The 16,274-nt window shown below is 62.0% G+C and carries 14 protein-coding genes and 4 pseudogenes; 9 read left to right on the forward strand and 9 right to left on the reverse strand.

All coding sequences use genetic code 11. The annotated features are described in order from the left end of the window. Positions 1-43 precede the first annotated feature (43 nt). From L0A91_RS06570 to hflX, 5 genes are all read right to left on the reverse strand, one after another. On the reverse strand, positions 44-295 hold the full coding sequence (locus tag L0A91_RS06570; protein WP_235246307.1) for a hypothetical protein: 252 nt from the start codon (positions 293-295) through the stop codon (positions 44-46). Further along, a complete protein-coding gene (locus tag L0A91_RS06575) occupies positions 289-1,425 on the reverse strand; it encodes an MGH1-like glycoside hydrolase domain-containing protein (protein WP_397333856.1) in 1,137 nt (378 codons plus the stop codon). Before L0A91_RS06575 ends, L0A91_RS06570 begins: the two co-directional genes overlap by 7 nt. Then, positions 1,317-1,850 carry a hypothetical protein gene (locus L0A91_RS19705; RefSeq protein ID WP_397333823.1) on the reverse strand — a complete coding sequence of 178 codons (534 nt, stop codon included), beginning with the start codon at positions 1,848-1,850 and terminating at the stop codon, positions 1,317-1,319. Before L0A91_RS19705 ends, L0A91_RS06575 begins: the two co-directional genes overlap by 109 nt. Before the next feature lie 20 nt (positions 1,851-1,870). Beyond that, on the reverse strand, positions 1,871-2,374 hold the full coding sequence (locus tag L0A91_RS06580; protein WP_235246310.1) for a hypothetical protein: 504 nt from the start codon (positions 2,372-2,374) through the stop codon (positions 1,871-1,873). Positions 2,375-2,762: 388 nt separating this feature from the next. Beyond that, positions 2,763-4,247 (reverse strand): GTPase HflX, encoded by a 1,485-nt coding sequence (gene hflX / locus L0A91_RS06585; protein WP_235246311.1) that lies wholly within the window; start codon positions 4,245-4,247, stop codon positions 2,763-2,765. A 115-nt stretch (positions 4,248-4,362) separates the two neighbouring features. On the opposite strand from hflX, the gene L0A91_RS19710 reads away from it, so the two are divergent. After that, positions 4,363-4,635: a hypothetical protein gene (locus L0A91_RS19710; protein WP_397333824.1), complete on the forward strand. Its 273-nt coding sequence runs from the start codon at positions 4,363-4,365 to the stop codon at positions 4,633-4,635. Beyond that, complete coding sequence (locus L0A91_RS19715; protein ID WP_397333825.1) at positions 4,604-5,014, forward strand: methyltransferase; 411 nt, start codon at positions 4,604-4,606, stop codon at positions 5,012-5,014. Before L0A91_RS19710 ends, L0A91_RS19715 begins: the two co-directional genes overlap by 32 nt. On the opposite strand, the gene L0A91_RS06595 is transcribed toward L0A91_RS19715, so the two are convergent. Together L0A91_RS06595 and gabT are read right to left on the reverse strand one after the other, a co-directional pair. Continuing rightward, a complete protein-coding gene (locus tag L0A91_RS06595; RefSeq protein WP_397333857.1) occupies positions 4,980-6,443 on the reverse strand; it encodes an NAD-dependent succinate-semialdehyde dehydrogenase in 1,464 nt (487 codons plus the stop codon). The two genes, L0A91_RS19715 and L0A91_RS06595, sit on opposite strands and share 35 nt — an antisense overlap. 64 nt (positions 6,444-6,507) lie before the next feature. Then, positions 6,508-7,850 (reverse strand): annotated as a pseudogene (gene gabT / locus L0A91_RS06600) (4-aminobutyrate--2-oxoglutarate transaminase). A 138-nt stretch (positions 7,851-7,988) separates the two neighbouring features. Between gabT and L0A91_RS06605 the strand changes: the two are divergent. Then, a complete protein-coding gene (locus L0A91_RS06605) occupies positions 7,989-9,056 on the forward strand; it encodes a PucR family transcriptional regulator ligand-binding domain-containing protein (RefSeq protein WP_235246312.1) in 1,068 nt (355 codons plus the stop codon). Further along, complete coding sequence (locus tag L0A91_RS06610; protein ID WP_235246313.1) at positions 9,014-9,478, forward strand: helix-turn-helix domain-containing protein; 465 nt, start codon at positions 9,014-9,016, stop codon at positions 9,476-9,478. Before L0A91_RS06605 ends, L0A91_RS06610 begins: the two co-directional genes overlap by 43 nt. Here L0A91_RS06610 and miaA read toward each other — a convergent pair. Beyond that, positions 9,446-10,434 (reverse strand): annotated as a pseudogene (gene miaA / locus L0A91_RS06615) (tRNA (adenosine(37)-N6)-dimethylallyltransferase MiaA). The gene L0A91_RS06610 and the pseudogene miaA overlap by 33 nt on opposite strands. 47 nt (positions 10,435-10,481) lie before the next feature. Between miaA and L0A91_RS06620 the strand changes: the two are divergent. The 4 genes and pseudogenes from L0A91_RS06620 (at position 10,482) to ppdK (ending at position 14,362) form a co-directional block, all read left to right on the forward strand. Continuing rightward, positions 10,482-10,814 carry a DUF4282 domain-containing protein gene (locus L0A91_RS06620; protein ID WP_235246314.1) on the forward strand — a complete coding sequence of 111 codons (333 nt, stop codon included), beginning with the start codon at positions 10,482-10,484 and terminating at the stop codon, positions 10,812-10,814. Positions 10,815-11,072: 258 nt separating this feature from the next. After that, complete coding sequence (locus L0A91_RS06625; RefSeq protein WP_260115316.1) at positions 11,073-11,513, forward strand: kinase/pyrophosphorylase; 441 nt, start codon at positions 11,073-11,075, stop codon at positions 11,511-11,513. After that, positions 11,458-11,652, forward strand: a complete 195-nt coding sequence (locus L0A91_RS17355) for a kinase/pyrophosphorylase (RefSeq protein WP_260115317.1) — start codon at positions 11,458-11,460, stop codon at positions 11,650-11,652. Before L0A91_RS06625 ends, L0A91_RS17355 begins: the two co-directional genes overlap by 56 nt. A 49-nt stretch (positions 11,653-11,701) precedes the next feature. Then, positions 11,702-14,362, forward strand: a pseudogene (ppdK, locus tag L0A91_RS19720) (pyruvate, phosphate dikinase). Positions 14,363-14,371: 9 nt separating this feature from the next. Here ppdK and L0A91_RS06635 read toward each other — a convergent pair. Next, positions 14,372-15,555, reverse strand: a pseudogene (locus L0A91_RS06635) (amidohydrolase). A 455-nt stretch (positions 15,556-16,010) separates the two neighbouring features. On the opposite strand from L0A91_RS06635, the gene L0A91_RS06640 reads away from it, so the two are divergent. Continuing rightward, positions 16,011-16,259: a WhiB family transcriptional regulator gene (locus L0A91_RS06640; protein ID WP_220122857.1), complete on the forward strand. Its 249-nt coding sequence runs from the start codon at positions 16,011-16,013 to the stop codon at positions 16,257-16,259. Positions 16,260-16,274: the final 15 nt, after the last annotated feature.

Genomic DNA, 16,274 nt, shown 5'->3' on the forward strand with positions numbered 1-16,274 from the left:
TCACTACGCATAACCCCAGGCTACAAACGGAACGTCACCCCGTCTAGGGCTGAAAAACCCCATCGGGTGCACAAATGAAGTGCGCCACCAGCGCGGTCCAGCCAGTCTGGTGCGAGGCTCCCAAACCAGTGCCGTTGTCACCATTGAAGTACTCACTAAACGTCGGATGCACATCCCACAGCGGGCCGCTCGGGTGGTGGATCGGCGTGCTTGGACGTCGACCATCGGCGCCTGGACGGAACAGGCCAACCAATCGCTGCTCGATCGCGGTGGCCGCGTCACACAAGCTCAGCATGTCGTCTGACCCGGTCGGGACAGCGACCTGCTTGGCCACCCTGCGCCCCGGCCATAAATGCGCATGGCATCCGTGACCAGCGCATTCACTGGCATCCAGATCGGTCCACGCCAGTTGGAGTTGCCACCAAACAGGTAGGACCGCGACTCGGCAGGCTGATACTTCAAGCCCAACACCTTGCCTTCAATCTCTGCGCTGACACCTTCACGGTGGATGGCCGACAGCGACCGGATGCCGTGCGGTGACAAGAACTCCTGCTCATCAAGCAGAGCCGCCAGCAGTGCGTCCCACTGGTCATGACTAATCATCGACAAGGTCCGCAGGCTCTGGCCCTGGTGGTCGATGTGCAGCAAGCTATTGGCCAACTCGGGCCGACGAGTGATCCAGCCCTGCACAAAGTCGGTGAACTCAGGCAGGTCGCTAGCGATCCAGTCGGGCAGCATAGCCACACCCATCATCGGCAGCAGGCCGACCATCGAGCGCACCGGGAGTCGTTCTGCGCTGCCGTCGGCCTTGACCAGCACATCGTGGAAGAAGCCATCTTCGGTGCCCCAGAGCGAGGTATCGCCGGTGCCGAAGTCCTCCATCGCTTCAGAGATCGCCAAGAAGTGCGTCAGGAACTTGGTGGCCACTTCATCCCAGGATGAGTCTTCGCGCGCCAACTCCGCCGACATCCGCAGCACCTTGAGGGCGAACATGCCCATCCAAGCCGTCGCGTCCGCCTGCTCAAGCCGCTGCCCATCCGGCAGTGGTTCGCTGCGGTCAAAGAGACCAACGTTGTCCAAGCCCAAGAAGCCGCCCTCAAAGACGTGCGAGCCGTTGGCGTCCTTGCGGTTCACCCACCACGGGAAGTTCAACAGCATCTTCAGCACGATGCGCTGCAGGAACTCACGGTCCGCTCCCCCGTCGAGGGCATAAATCTGCCAGGCCGCCCACGGGTGCACGGGCGGGTTCACATCAGAGAAGTTCCACTCATACGCCGGCAGTTGCCCATTAGGGTGCATCGACCACTCGCGAGTCATCAGCAGCAACTGCCACTTGGCCCAGGCTGGATCGACGTGCGCCAACGCGACGCAGTGGAAGCCCAGGTCCCAGGTGGCAAACCACGGATACTCCCACTCATCGGGCATCGAGATAACTTCGGACATATCAACGTGGGACCAGTCGGTGTTGCGGCCACCGGGTCGCTGGGCTCGCTCGCGCGGCGGGGCGGGCTAGCCGGGTCCCCTTCAAGCCACTGGCTCACGTTGTAGAGGTACAACTGCTTGCCCCATTGCAGGCCAGCAAACGCGCGGCGAGCGATGTGGGCGTCCTCATCGCTGGTCCCCTCCGGGATGACCTGGGCATAAAACTCTTCGGTGTCACGAGCCCGGTCGGCGATAACGCTCTCGTGGTCTTGCGGGCTGGCCGGGGCACCCGCGGAGTCGATCAACCGCAACTTCACGGTGACGCTTTCACCGGGCGCGACAGCGTCAAACACCCACTGCAAACCGGCCTTGGTGCCTTCGTTGTCGGGATTGCCGCCCTCGCGTCCATGCACGACAACGTCATTCACAACGTCCTTCGGGTATGCACTCAGCTGGCCTTCCGCCGCACCGGGCCCCACAGTCCGGTCGCGTTTGAGTCGTTGTCGCAGAAGATGACTTTGGGCGCACCGGCCTGCGGGTGGTCGTGCGCGATGAGATGCATCGTGCCCAACTCGTGGTGCTCAGCAACGATCACGGCCTGTGCCTCGCCAGCATCGCCTAGCCCCAGGTGCGGCCGACGCTCATCGCGGCCCCAGGCCCAGGTGTTGCGGAACCAGATCTGCGGCACCAGGTGCAACGGTGCTGCTTCGGGCCCGTGGTTGGTCGCGGTGATGTCAATGCAGATGTCGCTCGGTGAAGCCTTAGCGTGCGTCACCTCGATGTCAAAGAACCGATCTTCCTCGAGCACTCCGGTGTCGGTGAGTTCGAACTCGTCGTCGTGCAGTCCGCGTGCTGCATTGCCAGCGACCAAGTCTGCATACGGGAACGCCGCCTGCGGGTAGCGATAGAGCCACTTGGCGTAGGGTGTGTCGGCGTGCCCTCGATTGGCCACCAATACTCTTTGACGTCTTCACCGTGATTGCCCTGTGGGCCAGACAGGCCAAAGAGGCGCTCCTTGAGCCGGTCGTCGGCGCCGTTCCAGAACGCGACGCCCACATTGAGGAAACCGTCCAGATCACACAGTCCGGCCAGGCCGTCTTCGCCCCAACGATAGGCACGACGGTGTGCGTGGTCGAAAGGAAAAAGTCCCAGGCGTCCCCACCGGCTGAATAGTCTTCGCGCACCGTTCCCCACTGGCGGGCCGAAACATACGGCCCCAGGTGCGCCAGGGCGATTGGGGGTCAGCGGAAAGATCCAGGCGTTCTTGTTCAGCAGTCACGGCCCAACTTTGACACAAAACGCCGGGGCCGAATCAACGGCCCCGGCGCAAGCGGTGAGTGTTAGCTGTCGCTGGGTGTGGCGGCGCTCATCGCGAATCCAGTCAGCGCCCCATGCAGGTCAGGGTCCACCTTGGCCTCCATGTGCGTGCCAGCTCCGGTGAACTCTTCCATCAGCACTTCGCCTTCGGCGTGCAGCCTGCTGACCAGGTCTCCCCGGTCATACGGCAGCAGCACGTCAACCAAAATGTCTGGCCGAGGCAGCGCATCTTCGATCGCCTGCAGCAACTCCGGCATACCGGCGCCGGTGCGTGCCGACACAGCGATTGCGTTGGGATAGCGCCGCAGCAACCCATCGAGCACATCTTGCTCCGCGACGTCTGCCTTGTTGATCGCGATGATCTCAATGATCTGATCGGCATCAACGTCTGCCAGCACTTCGTGAACCGCTCGAATCTGACCATCAGGGTCAGGGTGCGCGCCATCGACGACGTGCAGCAGCACATCCGAGTCAGCAGCCTCTTCTAGCGTTGACCGGAATGCTTCCACCAACTGGTGTGGCAAAGCACGGACAAACCCGACAGTGTCAGCGAAGGTGAAGGGTCGACCATCGGAGGTTTCGGTGCGACGAACCGTGGGGTCCAAGGTGGCAAACAACTGGTTTTGCACCAAGACGCCTGCACCGGTCAACCTGTTCAGCAACGACGATTTACCAGCGTTGGTGTAGCCGACGATCGCCACACTGGACACGTGGTGGTCCTTGCGAGAGGACCGTTTGGTGTCGCGTGTCGTCTTCATCGCCTTGATATCGCGGCGCAACTTGGCGATCCGGGTGTTAATCCGGCGACGGTCCAACTCAATCTTGGTCTCACCAGGTCCACGCGAACCGATCCCAGCACCGCCGGCAACCTGTCCACCAGCCTGCCGAGACATCGAGTCACCCCAACCACGCAGTCGTGGCAGCAAATACTGCAACTGGGCCAACTCGACCTGGGCACGACCCTCACGGGACTTGGCGTGCTGGGCAAAGATGTCCAGGATCAGCGCGGTGCGGTCAATGACCTTGACCTTGACGACGTCCTCGAGGGCACGTCGCTGGCTCGGCGCCAACTCGTCGTCGCAGACCACCGTGTCAGCGCCTTCGGCTTCGACAATCTCGTGCAACTCGCGTGCCTTGCCTGAGCCCAGGTATGTCGCGGGGTCTGGCTTCACCCGACGCTGCAAAACACCTTCAAGCACCGTCGAACCGGCTGTTTCAGCCAGGGCCGCCAACTCACGCATCGAGTTTTCGGCGTCTTGGGCTGTGCCTTCTGTCCATACGCCAGCCAGAACAACGCGCTCCAGGCGCAGCTGCCTATATTCAACTTCGGTGACGTCGTCGAGCTCGGTGGACAACCCAGCGACGCGGCGCAGGGCAGCACGATCTTCGCGATCAAACTGATCGCCGTCGTAGTTGATCTCCGCATCCTGTGGACCGGAGGTCTTATTCAGCGCCGAGGCGCGCTCATCGAGGACCGAGGTGCGGCGTGGCTCTTCGTGATTGGTCATAGTCTCCTTTGGCTGACCAGCGCCTTTCAAGGGCGCACAATGTTTCTCTATCTTAGTCAACGCAAAAGACACTGTTTTTTATCCCACTGTGCGTCGCTGACTTAGACTCCGCGATATGTCCGACGACCACGATCACTACTTCACCGCCTCACCAGCCTCAGATGCACAACTGCGCGAACGCTCGGTCACGCTGGCTGGCGAGCAGGTCACCGTTTGGAGCGCGGGTGGGGTCTTCTCCCCGATCACATCGACAAGGGCACCGCCATCTTGTTGGACAACGTGGAAGAACTGCCACAGACCGGCACGTTCCTGGACCTTGGCAGTGGGTGGGGCCGATCGCGCTCACAATGGCCGCGATGCGCCCGGAAGCCGCTGTTTATGGGGTTGACGTCAACGAACGCGCCGTGGACTTATTGCAGCGCAATGCCCAGCGGCTCGGGCACGCCCAGGTTCAGGCGCTCACCCCCGATGCGGTGCCCAGCGACACGACTTTTGATGTGATCTGGTCCAACCCACCGATTCGGATTGGCAAAGCCGCCCTGCACGACCTGCTAGAAACCTGGGTGCCCCGCATTGCCCCTGGCGGCCGGGCCGAGATGGTGGTCAGCAAGAACCTCGGCTCGGATTCCTTGCAGAAATGGCTAGCCGCCCGGTTCCCCGACATGGTCGTGGAGCGGACGGCTAGCGAAAGAGTTTCCGCATTTTGGTGGTGCGGAACCCTGCAGCAACTTCTTAGGGAGCCGGAGTCAGCGCATACCGAGTCGTGAGGTATTCGCTAATGCCCTCGGGGCCACCTTCGCGGCCCAGACCAGACTGCTTCACGCCACCAAACGGTGCGGCAGCGTTGGAGACGACACCCATGTTGAGGCCCAACATGCCGGACTCAATGTCTTCGATCAGGCGCTGAGAACGCTTGAGGTCCTTGGTGTAGGCATAGGCAATCAGGCCGTATTCGGTGTCATTTGCTGCGGCGACGGCTTCTTCCTCAGTGTCGAAGGTCGTGATGGCCAGCACTGGTCCGAAGATTTCCGAGGTCCACATCTTGGCTGCGGGGGTCACTGAGCTCAAGACAGTGGGCTGGAAGAAATGCCCGGGCCCATCGATCGCTGCCCCTCCGGTATGCAGGGTCGCACCGCCTGCGAGAGCGTCTTCGACGAGTTCGCTCACCTTCGACACAGCAGCTTCATCGACCAACGGGCCAATGGTGACGCCGTCTTCGAGGCCAGAGCCGATCTTCATCCCTTCGACAGCCTTCGTCATCCGAGCGCTGAAGTCCTCGGCCACGCTGGAGTGGACCAAGAAGCGGTTGGCTGCAGTGCAGGCCTGACCAATGTTGCGGAACTTGGCCAGCAGTGCACCCTGGACGGCGGCATCGAGGTCAGCGTCTTCGAAGACCAGGAACGGCGCGTTGCCGCCCAACTCCATCGATGTCCGCAGCACCTGGTCGGCTGCCAACTTCAGCAGCGACCGGCCCACGGCGGTGGAGCCAGTGAAGCTCATCTTGCGCAGTCGCGGGTCTGCCAGCAGTGGCTCGCTGATGGACGAAGCAGAGGTCGTTGGCACCACGTTGACTACACCGGCAGGCACGCCGATTTCGTCGAGCATAGAAGTGAAGGCCAGCGTCGTTAGTGGAGTCTGAGCAGCTGGCTTGATGATGCTGGTGCAACCCGCAGCCAACGCCGGGCCAATCTTGCGAGTTGCCATTGCCAACGGGAAGTTCCACGGGGTGATCAGCAAGCACGGCCCGACCGGGCGCTGGCTGACGATGACGCGCCCAGTGCCCTCAGCATTGCTTCCGTAGCGACCACTGATGCGGGTGGCCTCTTCGCTAAACCAGCGCAGGAACTCGGCGGCGTAGGTGACCTCGCCACGAGCTTCGGCCAGCGGCTTACCCATTTCGAGGCTGATCAAGCGAGCAAACTCTTCGCGCCGAGCGATCAAGCCGTCAAAGGCGGCCCGCAGCAGGTCAGCCCGCTCGCGTGGAGCGCTCTTGCCCCAGGCGGCTTGGGCGGCATCGGCAGCATCCATCGCTGCCATAGCGTCGTCCGAGCCAAGGTTGGCCACGGTCGTCAGCACCTCACCCGTAGCCGGGTTCAGCACCTCAAAACGCTTGTCCTCGGGTGCCTGCACCCAAGCTCCGTTGATGTAGCCGTCGGTGTGCAAGCCAGCGAAGAGCGCTTCGTTTGCTTGCGAGATGTTCTCAGTTGTCACGTGAAGTCCTTGACTGTGAGCGTTGATTCGGTGGTCTGAACGACAGGTATCAGGCGTTGGCGCGAGCGCCAGCCTCAACCTCGTCCAAGCCTTCGAGCAGAAGTTCGTTGGGGATCGACAGCGGCGGCAGGAAGCGCAGGACGTTGCCGAAGGTGCCACAACTGAGCACGATGACGCCACGAGCGCGGCAGTATGACGCGATGCTCGAAGTCGGTTGGCATCGGGCTTGCCAGTCGCGGGGTCAACCAACTCGACGGCGATCATGGCACCGCGGCCACGGATTTGGCCGACGCGCGGGTCGGTGTCTGCCCACTGCTGCAGACGGCCCTTGGCCACGGTCTCAACCTCGCGGGCCCGCTCGACCAGGTTGTCTTGCTCATAGGTTTCGATCGTGGCCAATGCGGCTGCGCAGGCGATCGGGTTGCCACCGTAGGTGCCACCAAGCCCACCGGCCTTGGGCGAGTTCATCACGTCAGCCCGGCCGGTGACTGCTGCCAGTGGCAGGCCACCAGCGATGCCCTTGGCGGTGACGATCAGGTCAGGCTCAATGCCTTCGTTTTCGCAGGCGAACATGGCGCCGGTGCGGGCAAAACCGGTCTGGATTTCGTCAGCGATAAAGATGACGTCGTTCTCGCGGCACCAGGCCAAGAGGGCAGGCAAGAAGCCGGGCGCTGGCTCAATGAAGCCACCTTCGCCCTGGATGGGCTCAATGATCATGGCGGCCAGGTTGTTGGCGCCTATCTGGCTTTCGACGGTCGTGATGGTGCGGGCCGCTGCTTCTGCGCCACTCAGGCCATCACGTAGCGGGTAGGACATCGGGGCGCGGTAGATTTCCGGCGCGAACGGGCCAAAGCCATCCTTGTAAGGAACGTTCTTGCTGGTCAGGCCCATCGTCAGGTTGGTGCGACCGTGATAGCCGTGGTCAAAGGCAACAACGGCAGTCTTGCCGGTGGCCGCACGAGCGATCTTGACCGCATTCTCGACTGCTTCGGCACCCGAGTTGAAGAGCGCGGTGCGCTTGTCGAACGTGCCGGGGGTGAGCCGGTTCAGTGCCTCGGCGACTGCAACGTAGGGCTCATAGGGGGTGACCATAAAACAGGTGTGGGTGAACTCTGCCACCTGCTGCTGGACGGCTTCGACCACGCGAGGTGCACTGCTGCCGACCGTCGTGACCGCGATGCCGGAGCCCAAGTCGATCAGCGAGTTGCCATCAATGTCGAGCACAACGCCGCCATTGATCTTTTGCGCAAAGACAGGCATCAAGTTACCCACCGCAGTCGAGACGGCCGCTTCCTTGCGAGCCATCAATTCAACAGATTTGGGTCCTGGCAGATCCGTCACCAACTTGCGCTCCTGCGGCAACTGGTCAACGGCCAACTCGACGACACTCACGTGCGACTCCTTCAACAAAAACAGTACCGGGCGCAGATGCCCATACTGCAGATCGTAGGCTCCGTAAAGTCCTCTGCGATATGCCTGTTTGGTGCATGCCGGAGAGCGAGTGTGCCACTTTGGCACTAGGCTCAATGCATGTCGGTTTCGGTCACTTTGCGCGATCTGTTGCATGCCTCTGAGTTGCGCCTGGTCCCGCTGGTTTCGGCGCATTCAGCAATCGACGGCGACCAAGCCCCTGTCGACTGGGTGCACCACTCCGACCTGGCCGACCCCACACCATTCGTTGCCCGCAACCAAGTGCTGCTGATTACCCGCCCTCGCAAGATCAGGACGGCGCAAGAGTACGACGTCTATGTCGAGCGTCTGGCCCGAGTCGGCGTGGTGGCGTTGGGCTTTGGCGTGAAGGTGTTTAGCGATGAGACTCCACCAGCCCTCATCGCGGCCTGTCACCGACACCAACTGCGGCTCTTTGAAGTGCCGTTTGCGACGCCCTTCATCGCGGTCAGTCGTTTTGTGGCCCGCAAGCAAGCCCAGTTGGCCCAAGCCCGAGACGCCCAAACACTCAGTGCGCTCAATGGTCTGTCGTCTGCGGCGCTTCGTCCCGATGGTGTCCGGAGCCTGCTGCGCGAGTTGGCCAAACGGCTCAACGGCGACGTATTGCTCACCGACGTGCTGGGCACCGTCACCGCGAGCGCCGGCACTGCGGTAGTCCCAGAGATCGCAGAGCGGGTGCGCGGTGAGGCCCATCGCCTCGGCAGTCGCGGCCAACGCGCCACCAGTTCGTTTGGCACTGACGAGGTGTATGCCTCGCTCCAGACGGTCGGACCCGGCGAGGGTTTGCGCGGCATCCTGGTCGTGCTGACCCAGCGGCCGGTCTCGCCGAGCGATCACGCGGTGGCCACGAGCGCCGTTGCGCTGCTCGCGTTGCTGCTGAAGCAAAGAGCACGCGGCATCGTGATCACGCTTTGCTGCGCTCCACAGTCTTGGAGTTGCTGCTGCAGGGTGAAACCAGCATCGGCCATCAAGTTCTGTCGACGGTCGGCGAGGAGTTGCCCGAAGCACCCGTCGTGGTGGCCGTGTTTAGTGGCACCCGCCCGTGGAATGCCCACCCTTGGGACTCAGGCTTTGTCGCCGAGCACGACGGTCACCAGGTGGCGGTCGTGTCCGCAACCGCACCCGTGCTGCAGGAGTCTGCAGCACTAGCGGCACGCGGTGGGCGGATCGGACTCTCTGCGCCCACGACGTATGCCCAACTTCCGATAGCACTCAGCCAGGGCCAGGCCGCACAACGCATCACCAGCGACGATGAGCCGGTGCGTGAGTGGGCACGCTCCTCAAGTCAGGGGTTGGAGTGGATTCAGGAAGTGCCACACGCCAGGGCTCGGGCCCGGGCCATCTTGGCTCCGCTCCTGGTCGAGGGCAGTGAAGAACTGCTGCCTTCTTTGCGAGTATGGCTGGAGGCCACCGGATCGTGGGACGTCGCCTCTCGAGAGTTGGGGATTCACCGTCACACGTTGCGGCGCCGAATCAACACCATCGAGACGATGCTCGACCGTGACCTCTCAGGCATGAACGCCAGGACTGATGTCTGGCTAGCGCTGCAGGCCCTCGACGCCAACCTCTGAAGCGAGTTGTGCCACCAGCACCATCGCTTGCTCAAAGAGGTCGTCGGCATCGTGGGGCAGCCACTGGATCCGAGGATCGGCGCCAAACCACGCGTCTTGGCGACGAGCAAACCGCTGAGTGGCAAACACGGTGGCCTCTTGGGCCTCTTCCTGTGTCATCTCCCCATCCAGTTGAGCCAAGGCTTGGGCATAGCCCAATGCGCGAGATGAGGTCTTGCCCTCCCGCAGGCCCTGCTGCTCAATCGGGCGACCTCGGCGAGCAGCCCCTGTTCCCACATCTGCTCAACGCGTGCCCGAATCCGCGCGTGCAGCACCGGACGCGGAGCCGAAAGTCCAATCAACAAAGTGGGCTCCATGAACTCGCGCTGGGGCATGGTGGCGCTAAAGGGTCTTCCGGTGATTTCGATGACTTCCAGTGCCCGCACAATGCGCCGTCCGTTGCGGGGGTCCATCGCGCCTGCCGCAGTGGGGTCAGCGTGCTGCAACTGCGCAAACAATGCAGCTGGCCCACGCGCTTCAAGCTCGGCTTCCCACTTGGCCCGGGTGTCTGCATCCGTAGGTGGGATCTCGAGCCGGTCCAACAGCGCCCGGACATAGAGCCCAGAGCCCCCCACCACGATCGGCCACTCACCCGCCGCCCGAATCGCGGCCAAATCCTTGCGGGCAGCGGATTGATAGTCCGCAATGGTCGAGGTGTCGAGCAAACCCAACACGTCGAGTTGGTGGTGTGGCACGCCCTCGCGCTGCTCGGGCGGCAACTTCGCCGTCCCAATGTTCATCCCCGCATACAACTGGGAGGCGTCAGCGTTGATGATTTGCGACGACCCAGGCACAGCCGCAGCAATCCGCAGCGCTAGATCGCTCTTGCCCGTCGCGGTTGCCCCGACCAGTGCGATCACCGGTGGAGTTGGATAAGACTTCGGTGAGACACTGAGGTGAGGGGAGGTTTCATGCACTGGCGCATTCTCCCAGATTTACTTCCATAACAGTCTTGAAAGGCACCATGTCCGACAACTCGTTCAACTCTTCCGAAGCAGCCAACCAAGCCCAAGGGTTCATGACGGCTCTCTTTGACTGGCGTTTCCGCACCTTTGTTACGCCCAAGGTCGTGCCGGTCGTTTACATCCTCACGATGTTCGTCGGCGCCTTCTACTTCCTCTTTATCTTGGTTGCTGCCTTCCGCATTGACCTGCTCGCTGGCTTCTTCACACTGATCTTCGGCCCGCTGGGCATGTTGCTATGGCTGGTCTTCGTGCGCATGACCCTTGAGTTCTATTTGGCCATCGTGCGGATGTCAGATGACATCCACGACAGCTTCGGACCAGGTCGGCGGTAGTCATGTCTCGCCCGAAGCTCGAGTTGCATGTCCTGGCCGATTCAACCGGCGACACCGCTGCTCGGGTTGCCCGGGCGAGTGCTACCCAGTACCCGCAATGGCAGGTACGCATCGTGCGCCACCCCGTTTGGCTTCTCAAGCGGGGGTGGCCGCCGTTTTGGCTGCGCTGGATCCCACTGAGGTCAAAACGGTGGTCTTTTCCACCATCATCAACACTCAATTGCGAGCGCTGGTGGCCTCCGGGTGCGATGAATTAGGGTGGCCCACGCCGACCTGCTGGAAGCCAGCGTTGATGCCATGCGCGAAGCCACCGGCGAGTCGCCCTCGGGCATCGTGGTTCCGGTTGGGGTCGGCGAGGACTACTTCGGTCGCATCGCGGCGATGGAGTTTGCGATTGCCAACGACGATGGCCACTTCGCCAACCCACTGACGGAGGCGGACATCGTCCTTGTCGGAGTCTCCCGCTCCGGCAAAACTCCGCTGTCGATGTATCTGGGCTATTTGGGCTATAGAACAGCCAACATCCCGATCATCCCGGGCATCAACCCCCGGAGCAACTGTGGAAAGTCGACCGCACCCGGATCGTCGGCCTCACCGTCGACCCTGAGCGGCTGCAAAAATCCGCACCCGCCGGGTCAATGCGATGGGGCCGGGCAAGGGCAATACGGACTACACCAACCTGACCAAGATCTTGGATGAGATCGACGAAGTTGCTGCGCTGCAACGCAGATTGGGCTGCCCGGTCATCAACACCACGGCCCTTGCTTTGGAAGAGGCCGCAGGTCGTGTGATCGAAATCATGGAGACGCGCAGAGCCCGTTCGGCTGGGGGGCGTTAGCCTCAGAGGACCAGCAACGGAGCTAGGAGTCGCAATGTCGGCACACGTAATGCCTTCTGCCCAGTATCTCTACGACCTCGCAGACGGGGATGCTTCCATGAAGCCCCTTCTGGGCGGAAAGGGGGCCGGGGTTGCCGAAATGATGCGACTCGGGGTGCCTGTGCCCGATGGCTTCACGGTCACCACGACCGCGTGTATTGACACGATGAAGGCTTCTGGGCAGTGGCCTGAGCAGTTGTGGTCCCAGACTCTGGACGCTCTCACTCGCTTGAAGAGCGCACTGGTCGCACCTTGGGTGGTGCCGACAAGCCACTCTTGGTTTCGGTGCGTTCGGGCGCAGTCGTCTCGATGCCCGGCATGATGGACACCATCCTGAACCTCGGCGTCACCGACGCCACAGTGGAGGCACTCGGCGCTGAGTCCGACAACCCCCGGTTTGCCTGGGACTCCTACCGCCGCTTCATTCAAATGTATGGCGAGGTGGTTGAGGGCGTGCCGGCCTACGCCTACGAGGACATCCTCTCCGGCAAGAAGGCCTCGCGCGGAGTGACCCAAGACACCGACCTCACCGTGGATGACCTCAAGGAACTCGTCGAAGACTTCAAAGACGTCTCGCGCGAGCACCTAGGCCAGGACTTTCCCCTCGACCCACGCGAGCAACTAGAGCGCGCCATTGGCGCTGTCTTCCAGTCGTGGCAAAACCCCCGCGCCGGTGTCTACCGCCGCGCCCACGGCATACCCGATGATCTCGGGACGGCCGTCAACATCATGCAAATGGTCTTTGGCAACCGCGGCGACACCTCGGCCACCGGCGTCTGCTTCACCCGCAACCCCTCCACTGGAGCCAAAGAGCTGTATGGCGAGTTCCTGATCAATGCTCAGGGCGAGGACGTGGTGGCTGGCATTCGCACCCCACGCCCACTGGGCGAGATGGAAAAGAACTACCGCAGGCATATGCGGCGCTGCTGGAAACCATGAACAACCTGGAGCAGCACTATGGCGACATGCAGGACATTGAGTTCACGGTCGAAGAGGGCACCCTCTATTTGCTGCAGACCCGCAACGGCAAGCGCACTGCCGCAGCCGCCTTGCGCGTCGTGAAAGACATGGTCGAGGAAGGCGTCATCACTCGTGAAGACGCCATCTCGCGGATTGAGCCAGCGCAACTCGACCAACTCCTGCACCCAGCGATTGATGCCAGCCACGGCCAGAAGCCGATCACCAAGGGCCTCAACGCCAGCCCGGGTGCGGCAGTTGGCAAGGTCAGTTTTGATGCCGAAGATGCCCTGCGACGCGGCAAGGCCGGTGAGCCGGTGGTCTTGGTCCGCTGGGAAACGACTCCCGATGACATCGCGGGAGTGATCAAGGCTGAGGGCGTCTTGACTGCTCACGGCGGCATGACGTCGCACGCGGCAGTAGTGGCACGCGGCATGGGTAAGCCCTGTGTTGCCGGAGCCTCAGCCATCAAGATCGATCCCAAGGCCGGCCAACTAACCATCGGCGACACGGTGTTGACCGTCGGCGACACGATCACCATCGATGGCAGCACCGGCGAGGTCTACGCCGGGGAACTCCCCTCGTCCCGGCGCAAATGAACGAAGACTTCGCCACCGTTGTCGGTTGGGCCGACGAGATCCGCTCGCTGCAGGTCCGAGCGAATGCCGACACCGGCGAAGACGCGGCAAGGGCACGTGAGTTTGGGGCGTCCGGCATCGGCCTGTGCCGCACCGAGCACATGTTCATGCAGGCCGATCGCCTCCCGGTAGTACGCGAGATGATTTTGGCTGGCGACGATGACTCTCGGGCACGAGCACTGGAGCAGTTGCTGCCGATGCAGCAGTCGGACTTCGAGGAGATGTTTACCGCGATGAGTGGCCTTCCGGTCACTATTCGGTTGCTGGACCCGCCCTTGCACGAGTTCTTGCCCAACTTAGTGGACCAAGCGTTGAAGGTGCAGCGCCTTGAGCTCACCGATGGCGACGAGAAGGAGATCGCCGAGGAGCGCAAACTGCTGCGTCAGGTGAGCGCGCTGACCGAGATGAACCCCATGTTGGGCACCCGCGGTGTGCGCCTTGCTTTGCTCTATCCCGAGATTCCGGTCATGCAGGTGCGCGCTATCGCCCGCGCTGCCCTGGCTGTGACCAAGCATGGCGGCGAGCCGATCGTCGAGATCATGGTGCCGTTGGTGGCTTTCGCTGAAGAGCTGCGCCGGATGCGGGCGATCATCACCCAAACCCTTGAAGAAGAGTTTGCGGCAGCAGGCGAACGCTTCGAATACATGATCGGCACGATGATCGAGTTGCCGCGAGCAGCCATCATGTCCTCCGAGATCGCCGAGCACGCGGACTTCTTCTCTTTTGGCACCAACGACCTCACCCAGACCGGCATCGGCATCTCACGAGACGATGCCGAGGGCAGTTTCTTGTCGAGCTATGCCGACGACGACATCGTGCGGGCCAACCCGTTCGCCACGATTGACACCGGCGGAGTCGGTGGGCTTGTCCGGTTGGGCGTCGACGGAGGCCGAGCCACCAAAGCAGACATCAAACTCGGTGTCTGCGGAGAGCACGGTGGTGACCCGGCCTCAATCGAGTTGTTCAACGAACTCGGGTTGAACTACGTCTCTTGCTCGCCGTTCCGGGTGCCGATTGCTCGGTTCGCTGCGGCACAGGCCTTGCTGAAGCAACAGGCGGCCAACCAGAACAGCTAAGCACAAGCATCACTCAGCGCTGGGCGAAGACCCTTCGCCAAGCGCTGAGTCATAGGCGTAGACCTCTTCGCCATTCACCCACACCCGGGTAGCCCGAGAGGCAAAGTCGAAGGGGTCTCCCGACCACAGCACGACATCGGCGTCCTTACCCGGAGCCAGCGAGCCAATCCGCTCATCAACACCGAGCACCTTGGCCGGGTTCATCGTGATGGCTCGTAGGGCACCCTGTCGGGTCATCCCTTCCTTCATCGCCAGCGCTGCCTGGGTGACCAAGAACTCGATCGGCACCACTGGGTGATCGGTGATGATCGAGACCTCAACACCGGCAGCCTCCAGAATGCCGGGCGCCTTGGGCGATCGATCCCGCACCTCAACCTTGGAGCGCGAAACGATCATTGGGCCGTACAGCACCGGTATGCCGGCAGCCGCGACCTTGTCGGCGACAAGATAGCTCTCGGTGCCGTGATCCAGCACCAGTTGATAGCCAAACTCCTGCGCGATGCGCATCGCAGTGGCGATGTCATCAGCGCGGTGGCAGTGCTGGCGCCAAGGGATTTCGCGATTGAGGACCGAGCCCAGCGCTTCGTTGACCAGGTCAACCTCGTAGCCTTCTGGGTCGGCCTCCTTCTTAGCCAGGTAGTTGCGAGCCTTGGTGAACGCCTCTCGCAACGTCAGGGCGACACCCAGACGAGTGTTAGGCGTCCGCTTCTGCTCGCCGTAGACGCGCTTCGGGTTCTCCCCAGCGCCGACTTCAGCCCCGAGGGCGAGCGCAGCACCATGTCATCAACGACTCGACCGCTGGTCTTGAGCGCCACGGCCAAACCACCAATCGGGTTGGCCGATCCGGGGTTGACATTGACCGAGGTGATGCCGCCCGCGAGCGCATCGTTAAAGCCCTGCTCACGCGGGTTGATCGCGTCAATGGCACGCACGGCTGCGGTGACGGGATTTGTGGTCTCGTTAGTGTCCTGCCCTGCCCAACCTTCTCCCTCTTCCCAGACACCGAGGTGCACATGGGCATCGATGAAGCCTGGCAGAACCCATTGGCCCTGCGCGTCGACCGTGTCTGCCCCCTGTGGGACCTCAACGTCGGGACCCAACGCTGAGATCCTGCCGTCCTCGATGACGACGGTGCCCTCGAAGGGCTCCCCCTCGATCGGAACCACGTGAGCATTAACGATTGCGAACGTCATACTTTCGTCCTCCTGCTAGGCAAAAACCGCCCAACCGAGCGGCAACTTCACCCTAACCACGTCGTCTGCACGGAACCTCCCAAACCCCCGATTTCACAGAAATAGCCCATTTCAACGCATATTTTGCGGAATATCTGGCAGATGTGAGCGAAACCTCAATGAAGCATCAATGAAATCCCATCGAAACCCTTGTGCCAACGCACTGCTCCTGTGAGGATTACAGAACGGCCAGCACGAGGTCCTGATTGACTTCGTCGTTATCACTGACTGCCGCGCGATTACAACGGAGTGACGCGGGCGCTTGGGCTCGTGGTCGGCGAGAAACAAAACGTTAAGCATTGACGTTATACCCGACGGCACCAATAGTGAACTTCTGGTTCACCACGCCAAGCGCCTCAACACAATCAACTCGTGAGGTGGCCCCCAGCCTCATGACGAACGCAAGGAGTACAGAGATGGATTGGCGCAGTCGCGCTGCTTGTCTGGAAGAGGATCCAGAACTGTTTTTCCCTATCGGGAACACTGGACCTGCCCTGCAGCAGATCGAAGATGCCAAGGTCGTCTGCCGTCGTTGCCCAGTCACTGACACCTGCTTGAAGTGGGCGTTGGAGACTGGCCAGGATGCCGGAGTGTGGGGTGGCTTGTCGGAAGATGAGCGTCGCGCACTCAAGCGCCGCAAGGCGCGAGCACGTAGGGCCAGCTAGGTCCGACCTTGGCTG

The sequence above is a fragment of the Ornithinimicrobium sp. INDO-MA30-4 genome (genome assembly GCF_021535045.1).
In the GTDB taxonomy this organism is placed as follows: domain Bacteria; phylum Actinomycetota; class Actinomycetes; order Actinomycetales; family Dermatophilaceae; genus Ornithinicoccus.

Bases quoted from the DNA above. Each gene is read 5' to 3' on its own strand.
- L0A91_RS06620 (WP_235246314.1), top strand. From the start codon at position 10,482: ATGTCCGACAACTCGTTCAACTCTTCCGAAGCAGCCAACCAAGCCCAA.
- L0A91_RS19715 (WP_397333825.1), top strand. From the start codon at position 4,604: ATGCGCCCGGAAGCCGCTGTTTATGGGGTTGACGTCAACGAACGCGCC.
- L0A91_RS06605 (WP_235246312.1), top strand. From the start codon at position 7,989: ATGTCGGTTTCGGTCACTTTGCGCGATCTGTTGCATGCCTCTGAGTTG.
- L0A91_RS06570 (WP_235246307.1), bottom strand. From the start codon at position 295: ATGCTGAGCTTGTGTGACGCGGCCACCGCGATCGAGCAGCGATTGGTT.
- L0A91_RS17355 (WP_260115317.1), top strand. From the start codon at position 11,458: ATGGGGCCGGGCAAGGGCAATACGGACTACACCAACCTGACCAAGATC.
- L0A91_RS06575 (WP_397333856.1), bottom strand. From the start codon at position 1,425: ATGCCCGATGAGTGGGAGTATCCGTGGTTTGCCACCTGGGACCTGGGC.
- L0A91_RS19710 (WP_397333824.1), top strand. From the start codon at position 4,363: ATGTCCGACGACCACGATCACTACTTCACCGCCTCACCAGCCTCAGAT.
- hflX (WP_235246311.1), bottom strand. From the start codon at position 4,247: ATGACCAATCACGAAGAGCCACGCCGCACCTCGGTCCTCGATGAGCGC.
- L0A91_RS06640 (WP_220122857.1), top strand. From the start codon at position 16,011: ATGGATTGGCGCAGTCGCGCTGCTTGTCTGGAAGAGGATCCAGAACTG.